Source organism: Micromonospora sp. NPDC005979 (assembly GCF_040614415.1).
In the GTDB taxonomy this organism is placed as follows: Bacteria; Actinomycetota; Actinomycetes; order Mycobacteriales; family Micromonosporaceae; genus Micromonospora.
The window spans coordinates 32,181-45,963 of record NZ_JBEXUR010000015.1; the positions used below are offsets into that span (position 1 = coordinate 32,181).

Annotated in this window: 12 protein-coding genes and 1 tRNA gene; 6 read left to right on the forward strand and 7 right to left on the reverse strand. The window is 71.1% G+C overall.

What is annotated here, in order from left to right; translation table 11 throughout:
• Position 1: 1 nt before the first annotated feature.
• On the reverse strand, positions 2-1,708 hold the full coding sequence (locus tag ABZ272_RS23495) for a hypothetical protein (protein ID WP_355052068.1): 1,707 nt from the start codon (positions 1,706-1,708) through the stop codon (positions 2-4).
• A 407-nt stretch (positions 1,709-2,115) separates the two neighbouring features.
• Here ABZ272_RS23495 and ABZ272_RS23500 point away from each other — a divergent pair, with 407 nt between their 5' ends.
• Positions 2,116-3,921 carry a hypothetical protein gene (locus ABZ272_RS23500; protein WP_355052069.1) on the forward strand — a complete coding sequence of 602 codons (1,806 nt, stop codon included), beginning with the start codon at positions 2,116-2,118 and terminating at the stop codon, positions 3,919-3,921.
• Between the two features lies 1 nt (position 3,922).
• Positions 3,923-5,386, forward strand: coding sequence for a glycosyltransferase (locus ABZ272_RS23505; RefSeq protein ID WP_355052175.1), 1,464 nt, complete (start codon positions 3,923-3,925; stop codon positions 5,384-5,386).
• 47 nt (positions 5,387-5,433) lie between these two features.
• Here the strand turns inward: ABZ272_RS23505 and ABZ272_RS23510 are convergent, their stop codons facing one another.
• Positions 5,434-6,960 (reverse strand): sugar transferase, encoded by a 1,527-nt coding sequence (locus ABZ272_RS23510; protein WP_355052070.1) that lies wholly within the window; start codon positions 6,958-6,960, stop codon positions 5,434-5,436.
• 106 nt (positions 6,961-7,066) lie between these two features.
• Positions 7,067-8,020 carry an LCP family protein gene (locus tag ABZ272_RS23515; RefSeq protein WP_355052176.1) on the reverse strand — a complete coding sequence of 318 codons (954 nt, stop codon included), beginning with the start codon at positions 8,018-8,020 and terminating at the stop codon, positions 7,067-7,069.
• 247 nt (positions 8,021-8,267) lie between these two features.
• On the opposite strand from ABZ272_RS23515, the gene ABZ272_RS23520 reads away from it, so the two are divergent.
• Both ABZ272_RS23520 and ABZ272_RS23525 read left to right on the forward strand, forming a co-directional pair.
• Positions 8,268-9,086: an MOSC N-terminal beta barrel domain-containing protein gene (locus tag ABZ272_RS23520; RefSeq protein ID WP_355052071.1), complete on the forward strand. Its 819-nt coding sequence runs from the start codon at positions 8,268-8,270 to the stop codon at positions 9,084-9,086.
• Between the two features lie 96 nt (positions 9,087-9,182).
• A complete protein-coding gene (locus ABZ272_RS23525; RefSeq protein WP_355052072.1) occupies positions 9,183-10,217 on the forward strand; it encodes an expansin EXLX1 family cellulose-binding protein in 1,035 nt (344 codons plus the stop codon).
• Between the two features lie 77 nt (positions 10,218-10,294).
• Here the strand turns inward: ABZ272_RS23525 and ABZ272_RS23530 are convergent, their stop codons facing one another.
• From ABZ272_RS23530 to bcp, 4 genes are all read right to left on the reverse strand, one after another.
• A complete protein-coding gene (locus tag ABZ272_RS23530) occupies positions 10,295-10,822 on the reverse strand; it encodes a GNAT family N-acetyltransferase (RefSeq protein WP_355052073.1) in 528 nt (175 codons plus the stop codon).
• An 89-nt stretch (positions 10,823-10,911) separates the two neighbouring features.
• Positions 10,912-10,994: transfer RNA gene (locus ABZ272_RS23535), tRNA-Leu, on the reverse strand.
• Entirely contained in the window at positions 10,959-11,894 is a 936-nt protein-coding gene (locus ABZ272_RS23540) for an HNH endonuclease signature motif containing protein (protein WP_355052074.1), read from the reverse strand. Before ABZ272_RS23540 ends, ABZ272_RS23535 begins: the two co-directional genes overlap by 36 nt.
• 31 nt (positions 11,895-11,925) lie before the next feature.
• Entirely contained in the window at positions 11,926-12,402 is a 477-nt protein-coding gene (bcp, locus tag ABZ272_RS23545) for a thioredoxin-dependent thiol peroxidase (RefSeq protein ID WP_355052075.1), read from the reverse strand.
• A 232-nt stretch (positions 12,403-12,634) separates the two neighbouring features.
• Between bcp and ABZ272_RS23550 the strand changes: the two genes are divergently transcribed.
• Together ABZ272_RS23550 and ABZ272_RS23555 are read left to right on the forward strand one after the other, a co-directional pair.
• Complete coding sequence (locus tag ABZ272_RS23550; protein ID WP_355052076.1) at positions 12,635-13,354, forward strand: energy-coupling factor ABC transporter permease; 720 nt, start codon at positions 12,635-12,637, stop codon at positions 13,352-13,354.
• The gene (locus ABZ272_RS23555; RefSeq protein WP_355052077.1) at positions 13,351-13,770 is read left to right on the forward strand and encodes a PDGLE domain-containing protein; all 420 of its coding nucleotides are present in this window, start codon (positions 13,351-13,353) and stop codon (positions 13,768-13,770) included. The genes ABZ272_RS23550 and ABZ272_RS23555 overlap by 4 nt, the downstream gene beginning before the upstream one ends.
• The last annotated feature ends 13 nt before the right edge of the window (positions 13,771-13,783 follow it).

The window sequence follows — 13,783 nt, forward strand, 5'->3', positions numbered from 1 at the left end:
GTTACCAGGTCGCCCCGGTCCGGAGGTGCTGCCAGGTCAGGCCGGTGCACTCGACCGGCCCGGTGCCGCAGGACAACGCGGCGTTCGTGTTGGTGGCCCGGCTACCGTCCGCCCGCACGAGTTCGCTGACGTCGACGGCCAACTCCAGGGCGTACGAGACCAGGGATCCTCCGGCGGCGACCGTCGCCCCCCGTGAGCCCCGCCCGAACCGCAGCCCGTCCCCGCGAACCACGGCGGCGCCCGAGTTGCGTACCCGTGCCACTCCACCGTTCGTGCCGTCGATGGTCACGTCCGACACCGACAGCTCGGTGGTGGTGTTGAGGTCGACCAGCCAGGGCGTCCCCACCGTCCGGGTCCGGTCGACCGTCAGCAGGGGCAGGACGTGCGTGGCCGCCGAAGCGGAGACCAGGGCCCCGCCCCGGCCGACGATCCGCACGTCCGTCACGCTCGCCCGCCGTACGGCGGCGCGCGTCGCCCACCCGGGCAGCTCCAGCAGGTAGCTGTCGCCGCTCGCGGTCAGGCTGACCCCGCGCACGGTCAGGTCGTTCACCACCCCCGCGACCTGGGCGACAGCGGTGCCGGCGGACGTGCCCGCGACGGTGACGCCGCCCAACAGGAGCTCACCGATCGTCGCCGTCCGGGCTATCGACAGCAGCGGCGCGGCATCGAGCTGTTCGACGTTCACCTCCTCGACGGTGAGACCGTCGAGGGTGGCCGGCCGGAAGGGCGCGACCCGCACCAGCGGCTCGTTCCCGCGCGGCCCCTGGATTCGCAACCCGCGAAGGCGTACGCGTCCCACCGCCGAGCCGTTGATGTGCACCATGCCGCCCCGGCCCGGCAGCGTACCGGCCGTCACCTGCTCGACGACCAGATCGTCCACGCGGCCGCCGGTGGTGCGCCAGTCGGCGGTGTCGTCACCGATCCAGATGACGTTGTTGCCGGCGAGCCCCGCGACACCCCGGACGGTCGTGCGCAGCGCGGCGGTCTCCGGCGACCCGCCGAGCACCTTGACCAGGGCGGCGAGTGAGGCGGCACCGATGTCCTCGATGACCGTGTCGGTCACCGGTCCCGACACGTCGTCGTACGCCTGCCAGTCGCGGGGGGTGATGGCGACGGTGTCGTCGCCCGTCGAGCCGCGGATGCCCGAGATCCGGGTCCGTGCGGCCGGTCCCTGGATGTGGACGCCGTCGGAGTGCACCGCGAACTTGATCTCCGTGATGGTGGTGTCGGCGACGTCGCCCAGCGAGATGGCGTACTTGTCGCTGGCGGTCCGTACCGTGAGCCCCCTGAGCGTCAGGCCGTCGACCCTTCGCCAGCGCAGCGTGTGCAGATCGGGACCCGTGCCACCGACTCCGCCCGCGCGGACCCAGGTGCCGCCGATGACGCTGATGTCCCGATCCCGGCCGCCCCCGGTCACCGCCGTGTTGGTGAGCAGGTTGCAGGCGCTGCCCGCCGCCAGGGTGACCGTGCACCCGGACATGATCAGCGTCGTGCCGCTGGGCACCACGAGGGGCGCGCTGACCCGGTAGTGCGCGTTGTCCGTGCCGCGTACCACGCCGCCCGCCGCCCCGCGCAGGGCGGCGTTGAGGGCGGCCGTGTCGTCGTCCCCGGACGGAGGTGGCAGCGAAACGGTGCCCTTCGGCGGCGGGGCGTCACCGGCGAGGACCAAGCCGCCGGCGGCGGCGAGGAAGGTGCGGCGGGTGATCATCTGCGGCTCCGGGGGTGATCCCGGGTTACCAGACCGGGTGGCGTACGCCGACGAGGCGTACGCCGTGTCAACTCTCCGACCGAAAACGATAAGCATCGTACTGATGGCCCGGCAATCATCCGTCCGGCGCTCCCCGTTTCACCCCGCTGGCCGGGGTCGTCCAGGGCGAGATTCCGGCGACACCCGTGTGCGTCGCTGCTGATACTGTGTGCCGCGGCGGCCGACGTGCCGTGCCGCGCGACCCACCACAGTGTACGGCTGCGCTGGTCACCGGGCCGCCCCTGGCTGTGGCCGCCCGCGGTCGTCACGGCAGTCGGTTCGGCGTTGTTGTCAGCAGGGTTCGGTGTCAGCGTCGGCGGGCCGAACCCGATCTCGGGGCAAAGGCAGCGATGGGTTCCAGAGGAACTGTGACTGATTCCGGCACGGGCGACACGGGCATCCGTTCCCCCGAACGGCCCACGGCCGACGGCGCCTCCCACCTGACCCGCGCCCTCGGCGGGGTGCTCGGTCCCCGACCGCCCGCGACCGGCGTCCCGCGCCTCATCTGGTGGGCGGCCTGGGGATGTGCCGCGTTGTCGGCCCTCTACATCGTCGCCACGGTGCCGACGCTCCTCGGCGTCGTCTTCGCCGTCGCGTTGCCACTGCTCGTACGCCGGCTTCCCCTGAGCGGGATCGTGCTGGTGGCGGTGCTCGCGCAGGAGATCAAGCCGAACGGGCGCTTCGGCGAGCTCACCACTCTCGGCTACCCGGCGTTCATCAGCCCCGGCAAGGCCCCGATCATCCTGCCGCTCGCGGTGACGGCGGTCCTCGCGGCCGCCGTACGGTGGTGGCCATCGGCCCGTCCGCAGCTCCGCTCGGTGGGCGTCACCCTGCTCGGGCCCGCGGCCGGCCTCATCGTGTTGGCCGTCGGCAGCGGCCTGGTCCACGGGCAGTCGGTCTTCTCCGCCGTCAACCAGAACGCCCGCCCCTTCGTCCTGCTGGCGCTGGGTCTCCTCATCGGCCTGAGCTTCCGGTGGTTGCGGGACGACCAGCGGATCACCACGCCGACGGTCTGGGCTGCGCTGGTCGGTCTGCTGGTTGCGGCGGCCGTCGCCATTCCGCTCGGCGAGGCTGCCGACGACCGGCTCAGCGCCTACTTCGTCTACTACGACTCCGCGCTGCCGGCGATCGCGGCGGCGGTGTTCATCGGCATGCTCGGGGACAACGGGTGGCGCTGGGACTGGCGGCACATGACGCTGGCCGCCGTCACGCCACTGTTGATCCTGATCAGTTTCCGCCGGAGCGTCTGGGTCGCGGCGCTGGTCGCGCTCGTCGTCGTACTCGTCCTCACCTGGCGGCGCTGGCAGCGGATGATCCGGCAGTTCGGGTTCGCGGCGTTGGTCGTGGCCGTGGTCGTGCTGGCCGCGCCGGGCTTCGCCGCGGATCTCGGCCTGCGCAGCGCGGGCAGCTTCGACCTGGCCGACGGCGCACCGAGCCCGAGCGCAAAACCGAGCATCAGCGTCGCACCGAGCGCGAGTGGCCTGCCGAGCGCCAGTGCCAGGACGAGCGCCAGTGCCAGGCCGACCGCGACTGGTCAGCCGACTCCGACCGGCAAGCCGAGCCCGACCGGCAGCCCGACATCGACCGGCCGGCCCAGCGCCAGCGGCACGCCGGGCGTGACCGGCAGCCCACGCCCGGCCGGTGGGGTGAGCGCGAATGGCAGTCCGAGCCGGTCCGCCAGCGCCTCCACGACGCCGAGCCGGCCGGCGCAGACCCCACCGGCTCAGGCGAGCGCCCAGCACCAGGCCGCGTCGACGAGCGGACACCTCAGCGACCTCCGCCTCGGGTGGGACTACGTCCGGGCGAACCTCTGGACCGGCGTGGGCCCCCTCGCACCTCAGCTCCCGGGTCTGGCCGCCAACAACTCCGAGCGGGTGTACGTCCACAACGAGTTGTTGCAGGACTGGCTCCGGTACGGACCCCTGGCGCCCCTGCTCGTCATCGTCTTCCTCGCGGCAGCGGCGTTGGCGGCGCTGAAGGCCTTCCGCGATCCCGACAGCGACGTGGTCGTCCGGTCGGCGGCGGCGTTCTGCCTGATCGCGCCGCTGTGCCTGATGACCGCGCCGTTCGTGTCGGAGACGAGTCGGTGGCCGCTGGTGCTGGGTATCGCCGCGGGGATCGTCGTCCCGGTGTTCCTCGGTCGAGGTCGGCGCGACGGACAGCCCGGTGAGTGAGATGTCGCGCCGCGCCCTGCGGTTGGCCCTGTGGGCGCAGCGTCAGGCCCACGTCGTGCCCGGGCCACTGCGCCGCGTGGGTGGGCGTGCCCTGCGCCGGTTCGCGAACCCGGGCGAGCAGACGTCCGGCCCCAGCGAGGACTGGTCGGTGCTGTTGGTGCCGGGTCGGAGCGCGGGCGACCTGGAGGCGCTCCGGCCGATGGTCGCCGGCCCGCGCCCGCCCGTCTCGCCGCGTGCCGTCGACGTCACCGGTTCCCGGCGGGTGCGCTGCGCCATCGCCACCGGGGTGCTCGACGTCGGCGGCGCGGAGGAGGTGGCCGCCTTCCTGGCCCGACGGCTGCCGGCCCACGCCGTCGACACCGCGGTCATCTACACCGGAACGCGACTGCCCGGGCAGGACGGTGCCGGCGGTCGGCTGGCCCGGACCCTCGCCGACGAGGGCGTCGTGACCCACCTGGTGTCGCCGGACGACGCCGCCGACTGGATGCGCTCCTGGCGCCCGGACGTGATCAGCGGCCACAACGCGGACGACTGGCTGCTCGACGCGGCCGCCGGGGTCGGCGTCCCGTGGGTGGAGACGCTGCACGACATGCACCGCTTCTACCACCCGGAATCCTGGGCCCCGGAGGGCCTGCGGGCACAGAAGATCACCGCGCAGGTCGCGGTCAGCGACCTCGTCCGTCAGCAGTACCTCGCCCGGAACCCGGGCTACCCCGACGACCGCCTGCTGACCGTGCCGAACGGCGTCGACGGCGCACGTGTCCTGCGCGTGGACCGGGAGCGGGCGCGCGCCGCGCTGGGGCTGACCGACGAGTTCCTCTTCGTCTCGCTGGCCCGGTACTGTCTGCAGAAGAACACGTACGGTCTGGTGACGGCCTTCGCCGAGGTGGCCGCCGCGCATCCGGACGCCCACCTGCTGGTGGCGGGCCGGGCCAACGACGACCTGCTGTACTACGAGCAGACCCGACAGGCCGCTGCGGCGACCCCGGGCTCGGACCGCATCCACCTGCGTGGACACTGCGCCAACCCGATGGCGCTGCTGGCGGCGGCGGACGCCTTCGTTCTGGACTCCTTCTTCGAGGGCTGGTCGCTGGCGTCGATGGAGGCGCTGGCGGCCGGGGTGCCCGTCGTGCTGACCGACGTGGGTGGTGCCCGGGAGCAGTTGGCGAACGGCAGGCGCGGCCACCTGGTCGCCAACCCGGCCGGTAACGCCGAACTCGTCGACTGGCAGGTGATCAACGAGCTGCGGTATCGGCCGCAGGGCAACCGGGCCGATCTGGTCGCGGCCATGTCGTCGATGATCCGCGACCGCGCGGTGTGGGCCGCGGACCGCGAGCGACTGCGCGAGGAGGCCATCGGCCTGTTCTCGCCGGACGACTCCCTGGCCGGGCACGCACGGGTGCTGCGCGCCGTGGCGCTCGGCGAACGCCTGCCCACCGAGGACCGGCCCGCGAGCGACGCCTGACCGTCGGGCGGGGCCGGTCCGGGGGAACTACCCCCGACGGACCCGGATCACCGGCCACCACCCCGAAACACCTCGGCGACGGTACGCAGGACGACCTTGATGTCGAGCCACAGCGACCAGTTCTCGATGTAGTAGTTGTCGAACCTCGCCCGGTCGGAGATCGGGGTGTCGCCGCGCAGGCCACTGACCTGTGCGAGGCCGGTGAGCCCGACGGGTACCCGGTGGCGCATCGCGTAGGTGGGGTACTCGACCGAGAACCTCTCCACGAAGTGCGGCCGTTCCGGGCGGGGGCCGACCACGCTCATCTCGCCGCGCAGGATGTTCCACAGCTGCGGTAGTTCGTCGAGCGACGTCCGACGCATGAACCGACCGACCACGCCCACCCGCTGGTCGTGCGCGATGGACCAGTTCGTCTCCGATTCGCTCTCGTCGGCGGGCTGCATCGAACGGAACTTGATGACCTTGAATGGTCTACCGTACCGGCCGATCCGTTCCTGGTAGAAGAAGATGCCCCGGCCAACGGCGAGGAACGTCGCCATCGCGCAGAGCAGCAACACCGGGCTGAGGACGAGCAGCGCCACCGCCGCGAAGACCACATCGGACGCTCGCTTGACGGCCCATCGTGGGCCGGAGAGTTTGGTATCTCCGATCTTGACGATTGGTATGGCGCCAATGTGATCGGGATACCCACCCAGGGACCGGGAGCCCCAGAGGCGGGGCACCGCCCAGAGGTCGGGGCGTGAACTGACTGTCCGCAACAGGTTGTCCATCAGCTCCGACTCGGAACAATCCGGGTCGGCGATGACCAGCACGTCGCATTCCAACATCTCGATGAGCTTTGCGAGATCGTCCAGAGTGCCGATCAACGGAACCGACCCGACGCCCACGTTCGGCGCGACGTCGACGCAACCGACGAATCGCAGCCCGTACTGCGGATAACGCCGCAGCAGCCGGGCGAGTTCCAGACCGACCGGCCCGCTGCCGATGATGATGGTGTTGTGCTCCACCCACCGGCGCTTGCGGGCGACAATGGTGAACGCCCTGCTGAAGGCCCGGCCGACGATCACCAGACCGGCGGAGAGCGCGACCCCGCGCATGAAACCGCCCACGTAGTGCACCGAGTCGTGCCGTTCGGCCGCGATGATTGCCACCACCGCGGCGGACGCCAGCAACCGTCCGCAGATGCTCGGCAGTTCATCCAGGATGCCGACGTGCCGGCGGGCGCGATACAGCCCGCCGGACGCGAAGATGGTCACCGCCAGCACCGCGTTGGACAGGGTCCCCCGCCAGTAGTCCTGGCTCAACAGCAGGGGAACGAGCAGCGCGACGACGTCGATGGGCGCCGTCAACATCCAGGCCCGCAGCCAGCGCGTCCGCTTCGAGGCCCGGGAACCGGCGTACGGCAGGACCGCCGTGGTGTCCATACCGGACCGTACGGGCACCGTCGCCGACACCCTCGTCGGCTCGGTGGCGGCGCCGCTCTCGTCGCGCTGCTGTGGCACCGCCGTTGGCGGCGCGTCGCCGAACTCCGTCCGTCTCGCACCCGGGTAACTCATGACCGGTCGGCTCGACATGGTGATCCTCCCCCGTGAGCCCTCCGGCGAAATTCGAGCCAGGGGGCGATCGCAGGTTACGACCGCGTCAGTTACACCACCAGAGCCGGCACGGCATTCCTGTCTCCTACTTTGCGGCGGACGCGATGTCGGCTACCGCGTCGCGGCGAACGGCGTCGAAGACGCGTTGCGCCTTGCCCTTGTCCGCGAGCACGACACTTTCACTGCCGATCATTCCCGTCCCCTTGGTGGGGCAGGTGTAGAACGCGAGGTTGCCGCCCCGGAGGTGACGAAGCTCCATCGCCAGATCGACCAGGGACAGGGAACGGTCGACGGCGACCGAGTTGGCCGTGGCCTTCACGAACGAGTTCAGCTTGGTGGGATTCGCCAGTACGCCACCGGAGGCCGCCTTGTCCAAAATGGCCTTGATGACCTGCTGCTGATGCTTGATCCGGGCGAAGTCGCCATTGGCGAAGGCGTAACGCTCACGGGCGTAGTCCAGGGCGGCCGCGCCGTCCATCGTCTGCCTTCCCTTGGTGAACTCGCGCCGCCCGTCGGGGTTCAGCGAGTGGGTCGAGGTGAAGCTCTGCTCCACATCGATCTCGACACCACCCAGCGCGTCGACGATCTCCTTGAAGCCGGAGAAGTCGACCATTGTCACGTGGTCGATGCGGACGTTTGTGAACTTCTCCACCGTCTGCACCATCAGCGGAACGCCGCCCCACGCGTACGCCGCATTGATTTTGGCGTCCGTGCCGCCGCGCCCCTCCTTGGACTTGGGCACGTTCACCCACGTGTCACGAGGGATGGAGATCAGCTGTGCGCTGGAGCGGTCCTTCGGAAGGTGCGCCAGGATGATCGTGTCCGATCGGGAGCCCGACGTGTTCTGCGTATCGCGGGAGTCGCTGCCGAGGATCATGATGTTCATCGCACCGGTCGCCACGGGCTCCGGACGCGACTCCTCCGGCACATCCTCGAACGCGTCCACCCGTTCGATGTTCGAGTTGATGGAGCGGTAGTAGAGACCACCCGCGACCACACCGCCACCGACGAGCAACGCCAGGACTACGAGGATGATCAGGACGATCCGCTTCCACCGTCGCCGGGGTCGGGGCGGCGGTGCGGTGACCTGCTCACCACCGTCTGGCTGCCCAGGATCGACCGGCCCCCCGTTCGTCTGGAGGTTGAATTCTGCGGTCTGGTCTGCGCGCGCCATACCGGCGATGCTACTGATTCACGTTCTGCCCCGCGTACCCTCGACCGGCCAGGAACGCCCGCCGATGGTGGGAGGATCGTCCGCGACGCTGTCGGCGTGTCATGGTTACCGGGTGCGGCTGACCTCGATCCACACGTACCCCGTCAAGGGTTGTCACCGGCTCGACCACGACGGCGCGTTCGTGCAACCGTGGGGCCTGGCCGGCGACCGACGCTGGATGGTGGTGGACGCCGACGGCGTCGGCGTCACCCAGCGGGACACGACCCGCCTGGTCGGCCTGCGGGCCAGCGTGCGCCCGGGCGGCCTGGTGCTGCGCGCCGACACCAGGCCCGACCTCGACGTACCGGAACCGGCCGGCGGCGAGCCGGTGCGGGTGCGGACCTTCCGCAGCCGGACGACCTCGGTCCCCGCGCTGCACGCCGGCCCGGCCGCTGACGCCTGGCTCGGCGCGCTCCTCGGCCAGCCCGTCCGGTTGGTCTGGTTGGCCAGTCCGACGCGACACCTGGCCGCCGCCGATCGCGAGTACGACACCGGCGACCAGGTCAACTTCGCCGACGCCTACCCACTGTTGCTGACCAGCACCGGCTCCCTCGACGCCCTCAACGGCTGGCTCGCCGACGCGGGTGAGGAGCCGGTGCCGATGACGCGGTTCCGGCCCAACCTGGTCGTCGACGGCGCGCCGGCCTGGGCCGAGGACGGGTGGGCGGGCCGGTCGCTGCGCGTCGGCGACGTGCGGCTGCGCGCCGCCGGGCCGTGCGACCGCTGCGTGGTCACCACCACTGACCAGGAGACCGGGGTACGCGCCAAGGAGCCCCTACGTACCCTCGGCCGCTACCGCAACATCCGCCAGAAGCTCCTGTTCGGACTGAACGTGGTGCCCGTCGACAGTGGACCCATACGGATCGGCGACGCGCTCGTCGTCGAACCCTGACCGTCCAGCGGCGGGCTCGTCACCGTCCGTCGATGCTCTCTTAGCTTTCGCTTAGCCGCCTTGTCCGGCCGTATGCCGTTCCGGCAGCATCGCGACGTGACCGACGGAAGCGCTCCCGGCGGCGTCGAGGATCCCGCCCTCGCCGTCAAGGACGTCGACATCGACCTCGACCTGGACCGCGCTCCGGACGATCGGCCCGCGTCCTCGTCCGGCCCGGTGCCCTGGCTGGTCGCCACCGGCGTCACCGTGCTCGCGGCGGCCCTCGGACTCACCCTGGCCCTGCGGTCCGGCTCCACCCCGGCCTGCGCCGCCGGGCGGACGCTCGCCGCCGCGCCACCCACCGGCACCGCCACCCACAGCGGCAAGGCCACCTTCTACGACTCGAAGGGCACCGGCGGCAACTGCTCGAACCCGGCCGCGCCGGCCAACCGGCTCTACGTCGCCCTCGGCCCCACCGAGTACGCCGCGGGCGCCGCCTGCGGCGGTTTCCTCGACGTCACCGGCCCGAAGGGCACCGTCCGGGTCCTCATCATGGACCAGTGCCCGGAGTGCGAGCCCGGACACCTCGACCTGTCCCAGGAGGCGTTCGCCCGGATCGCCGACCCGGTCCAGGGGCTCGTCCAGGTCACCTACCGCGCGGTCGTCAACCCGCCGCTGCCCGGCCCGCTGACCTTCCGCATCAAGGAGGGCGCGTCGCAGTTCTGGTTCGCCGTCCGGATCGGCAACCACGGCAACCCGCTGCGCGCCGTCGAGGTACGCCAGGGCACCAGCGGCCCGTGGCGGGCAACCGCCCGGCAGGACTACAACTACTGGCTGCTCGCCTCCGGCGCGGGCCCCGGCCCGTACAGCGTGCGGATCAGCGACGTGTACGGACACCGGGTCACCGTCTCCGGCATCCGCATGACGCCGGGCCAGGTGCAGACGAGCGTGGTGCGAATGTACGAGCGCGGCCTCGTCGCCGCGACCACGCGTCCGCCCACGACGACCCGTCCGCCGGTCGCCCGACCCAACGGCACGCCGACACCGGCCCGCCGCGCCGACAAGGTGGCCGTGGCGAACGCGCCGGCCACCCCGGCCGCCGACGGGCCCTCCACCCGACCCGCCGGGGCGACCGCTCGCTGGTGCGGCTGAACCGTTCGCCGGTGTTGCCGCTCGGCCCCGGCGTCGGCCCGGCCCGGCTGCGGTCCGGCCTGGTGACGGTCGATCACTCAGTCGGTCGGTGTCAGGTCCAGCCACATGAGGATCTCGTCTCGGTCGTCGCCCGGCGCCACCCGCAGCGCGCCCGGCAGTCGGCCGATCTCCCGGTACCCGAGGCGGCGGTAGAACCCGTCCAGCCCCAACCCGTCGCGCACCGTCACGTGCAGCGCCTCGTGGCCCAACTCGCGGCCCAGCCGCGCGGCCTCGCGCATCAGCGCCGACCCGCAGCCCGTGCCCTGGGTGTCCGGGTGGACCATCACCCGCTTCAGCACACACCAGTGCGCCTTGAGCCCGAACCGGTTGTCGCAGAAGATCAGCACCGCGACGGGCCGGTCACCCTCGTACCCGACCAGGAGCCGGTCCGGCCCGTCGGCGACGCCCGCGAACGTCGGGTCGGCGATCGTACGGACGTCAGTGGTGGTGACCGGCGGGACGAAACCGACCGCGCCACCGGCGTTGCTGACGTCCACCCAGAGGGCGACGATCTCGGCGCGCAGCCGCGGGGTCAGCTCGGGATCGAGGACGAAGCGCAGAGTCACGGCGCCCATCCTGGCCGGTCGACCGGGCTCGTGACCCACCACCGTGACGCGTTCGACAACCAGCTTCTGCGCGTGGTGGTCGTTCTCGGTGCGGGAGAGGGGATTCGAACCCCCACATCCTTCCGGATACAGGTTCCTAAGACCTGCGCGTCTGCCGTTCCGCCACTCCCGCCAACTCGCTGAGTCTAGAGCGTCTGGCTTCAGCGGTGTTGAGCCCGGCCTCCTTCAGGATGGCTGAGATCGTGCCGTGACCCACCCGGCATGCCCCGTTGGGGGCGTTACGCAGGATCTCGGCGAGCCGTTTCGGGCCGACGTCCGGATTGGCCAGCGCCTGCTGTATCACCGCGTCCCGATGAGCCCTCGAACGCCAGCTACGGTCCGGACGCGGCGTCAACACGCCTTCCTGCTCCAGTAGTCGCCGGACCTTGTGCAGATATGCCGGGGGGTAGCCCAACTGCCGTGCCGCCTCCGAGGCGGTGATCTGCTGCGCGGCGATCCGGTCGAACATCTCGAGGAGTTCCTGCCGCGTCGGCGGGCGGTCGGAGCCAGCTATCTCGACGGAGCGTTCCTCGCCGCTGTCCGCGTTGAGGACGGGAGCGGCGAGACTGCGGGCCCGGTTCCGTCGGCCGGCGAACGTCTCGGTCTGACTGTGGCAGTTGGGGCAAAGAAGCCGGAGGTTCGGCGGTCTGTTGTCGAGGAAGTCCCCATTGATGTGGTCCACGTGCAAAGTCAGTGGCGCGCCTCGCCAGACTGACCCCGTCCCGCATGCTTCGCACTCCTGCGGCAGGCCGAGGTCGGCGAGGGCCCACTTCAACCGCACGCCGGGCGTACGCCGGGATCCTTGCGGCAGTTGAATCAGCAACTGGGCTGAACTCGTCCGACGTGCGCTGCGGTTGTGCGCCTGGCCGGTGAAGTGCGACGTGTCGACGCCGAACTTCTTGAGCTGGCGGCTGATGTGCGCGTGCGAGCCGCCGCTGACGCGTACGCCGAGCATCCGCATCACCTCGGTGATGTTGCGGGCGGCGGCGGCCGCCTCGGCGAGCAACTCCGGTGTGTATTTGTATCGGACCATTGACGCACGGTAGCGGCCCGGTGTGACGCTCTCAGTCGAGTCCGAGGTCGCGGCGGAGCTTGGCGACGTGCCCGGTGGCCTTGACGTTGTAGAGCGCCCGTTCGACCTTGCCGTCGCCGTCGATGACGAACGTGGAGCGGATCACGCCGGTGACGGTCTTGCCGTAGAGCTGCTTCTCGCCGTACGCGCCGTACGCGGTGAGCACCGTCTTGTCCGCGTCGGACACCAGCGGGAACGTGATGGCGTCGCGGTCGCGGAACTTGGCCAGCTTCGCCGGCTTGTCGGGGGAGATGCCGACCACCTCGTAGCCGGCCGCCTGGAGCGAGGCGAGGGAGTCGCGGAAGTCGCAGGCCTGCTTGGTGCAGCCGGGGGTCATCGCGGCCGGGTAGGCGTACAGGACCACCTTGCGGCCGCGCAGGTCGGCCAGGGAGAGCTGGTCGCCGGTGTCGGTGGGCAGGGTCCACTCGGGCGCGGGGTCACCGGGGGAGAGACGATCGGGCGCGGTCATGGCCCCGACCCTACCGCCGGGCGTGCGCGCGTCCCGCGTCGCCGGCGCGCGCCGGCTCGTGTTCCTGGAAAGCGTGGTGTCCCGGAGCCGCGGACACCCCGACATCGGAAGAGCCGGGCCGTAAAGGTGATCAAGGCCATGCGTTGTTGCCAGACTCTGGCAACAACAAGTCATAGGAAATAGGCTGACCCCCGCCGGGTCCGGACGGGTCCGCTGACGCGTGGGAGGTCGCGTGGAAACACTGGCGATGCACATCTCGAACGGGATCATCGACGGTCCCGTGGCAGCGATCTTCGCTGCGCTCGCCCTCGTCGCGCTCACCTACTGCGTCCTGCGTGGCCGGCGGGACCTGGACGACCGGCTCGCCCCGATGGCCGGCCTGGTGGCGGCGTTCATCTTCGCCGTGCAGATGCTCAACTTTCCGATCTTCACGGCGGGCGTGAGCGGTCACCTGCTCGGTGGTGCGCTCGCCGCGATGCTGGTCGGCCCGTGGGTCGGCGCGCTCTGCGTGGCCGTGGTCCTCGTCGTACAGGCCCTGATCTTCGGCGACGGCGGGGTGGCGATGCTCGGCCTCAACATCACCAACATGGCGCTGCTCGGCACCGCCGCCGCGTACCTGCTGATCTCGGTGCTGCTGCGGGTGCTGCCCCGCACGCGGGCGGGCCTGGCGGTGACCGCGTTCGTCGCGGCCCTGGTCAGCGTGGTGGTCGCGTCCCAGGGCTTCGTCCTGGAGTACTGGCTGGGCGGCACCACCGACCTGGGCAACAACCTGGCCGGTCTGGCCGGCACGATGGCCGGCGTCCACGTGCTGATCGGTATCGGCGAGGGTCTGATCACCGCGACCACCGTGCTCACCGTCGCGAAGGTCCGCCCCGACCTGGTGTACGCGCTGCGTTCCCTGCGTACCCCGACCACCACCCCCGCCGTCCCGGTCACCGGAGGTGTCCGATGAAGAACCGTTCCTGGGCCTTTCTGGCCGGTGGCCTGCTGGTCGCCCTGCTGCTCGCCGGCGTCGTGAGCAACTACGCCTCGTCGCACCCGGACGGGCTGGACTCCTCCCTGCTCAAGGGCTGCACGGTGGACGCCGACGACAACATCGTCGGTGGCAGTTGCCCGGCGCAGCAGGCCAAGGACCACGAGCTGGGCGACAGCCCGCTGGCCGACTACGGCGTGCGGGGCGTGGAGAACGGCTTCCTCTCGACCGGTCTCTCCGGGGTGCTCGGCGTGTTGGTGACCTTCGCGATCGGCCTGGGCGGCTTCTGGCTGCTGCGCCGTCGGGACACCGCGCCGGCCACGGGCGACGACGGCACGTCCGCCGAGGGCGACGCGGTCACCGCCGGTCGCGGCCGCACCGGCACGAGCGACTGAGCAGGGGGTACGA

Bases quoted from the DNA above. Each gene is read 5' to 3' on its own strand.
- bcp (WP_355052075.1), bottom strand. From the start codon at position 12,402: ATGACCGCGCCCGATCGTCTCTCCCCCGGTGACCCCGCGCCCGAGTGG.
- ABZ272_RS23510 (WP_355052070.1), bottom strand. From the start codon at position 6,960: ATGTCGAGCCGACCGGTCATGAGTTACCCGGGTGCGAGACGGACGGAG.
- ABZ272_RS23555 (WP_355052077.1), top strand. From the start codon at position 13,351: ATGAAGAACCGTTCCTGGGCCTTTCTGGCCGGTGGCCTGCTGGTCGCC.
- ABZ272_RS23495 (WP_355052068.1), bottom strand. From the start codon at position 1,708: ATGATCACCCGCCGCACCTTCCTCGCCGCCGCCGGCGGCTTGGTCCTC.
- ABZ272_RS23540 (WP_355052074.1), bottom strand. From the start codon at position 11,894: ATGGTCCGATACAAATACACACCGGAGTTGCTCGCCGAGGCGGCCGCC.
- ABZ272_RS23505 (WP_355052175.1), top strand. From the start codon at position 3,923: ATGTCGCGCCGCGCCCTGCGGTTGGCCCTGTGGGCGCAGCGTCAGGCC.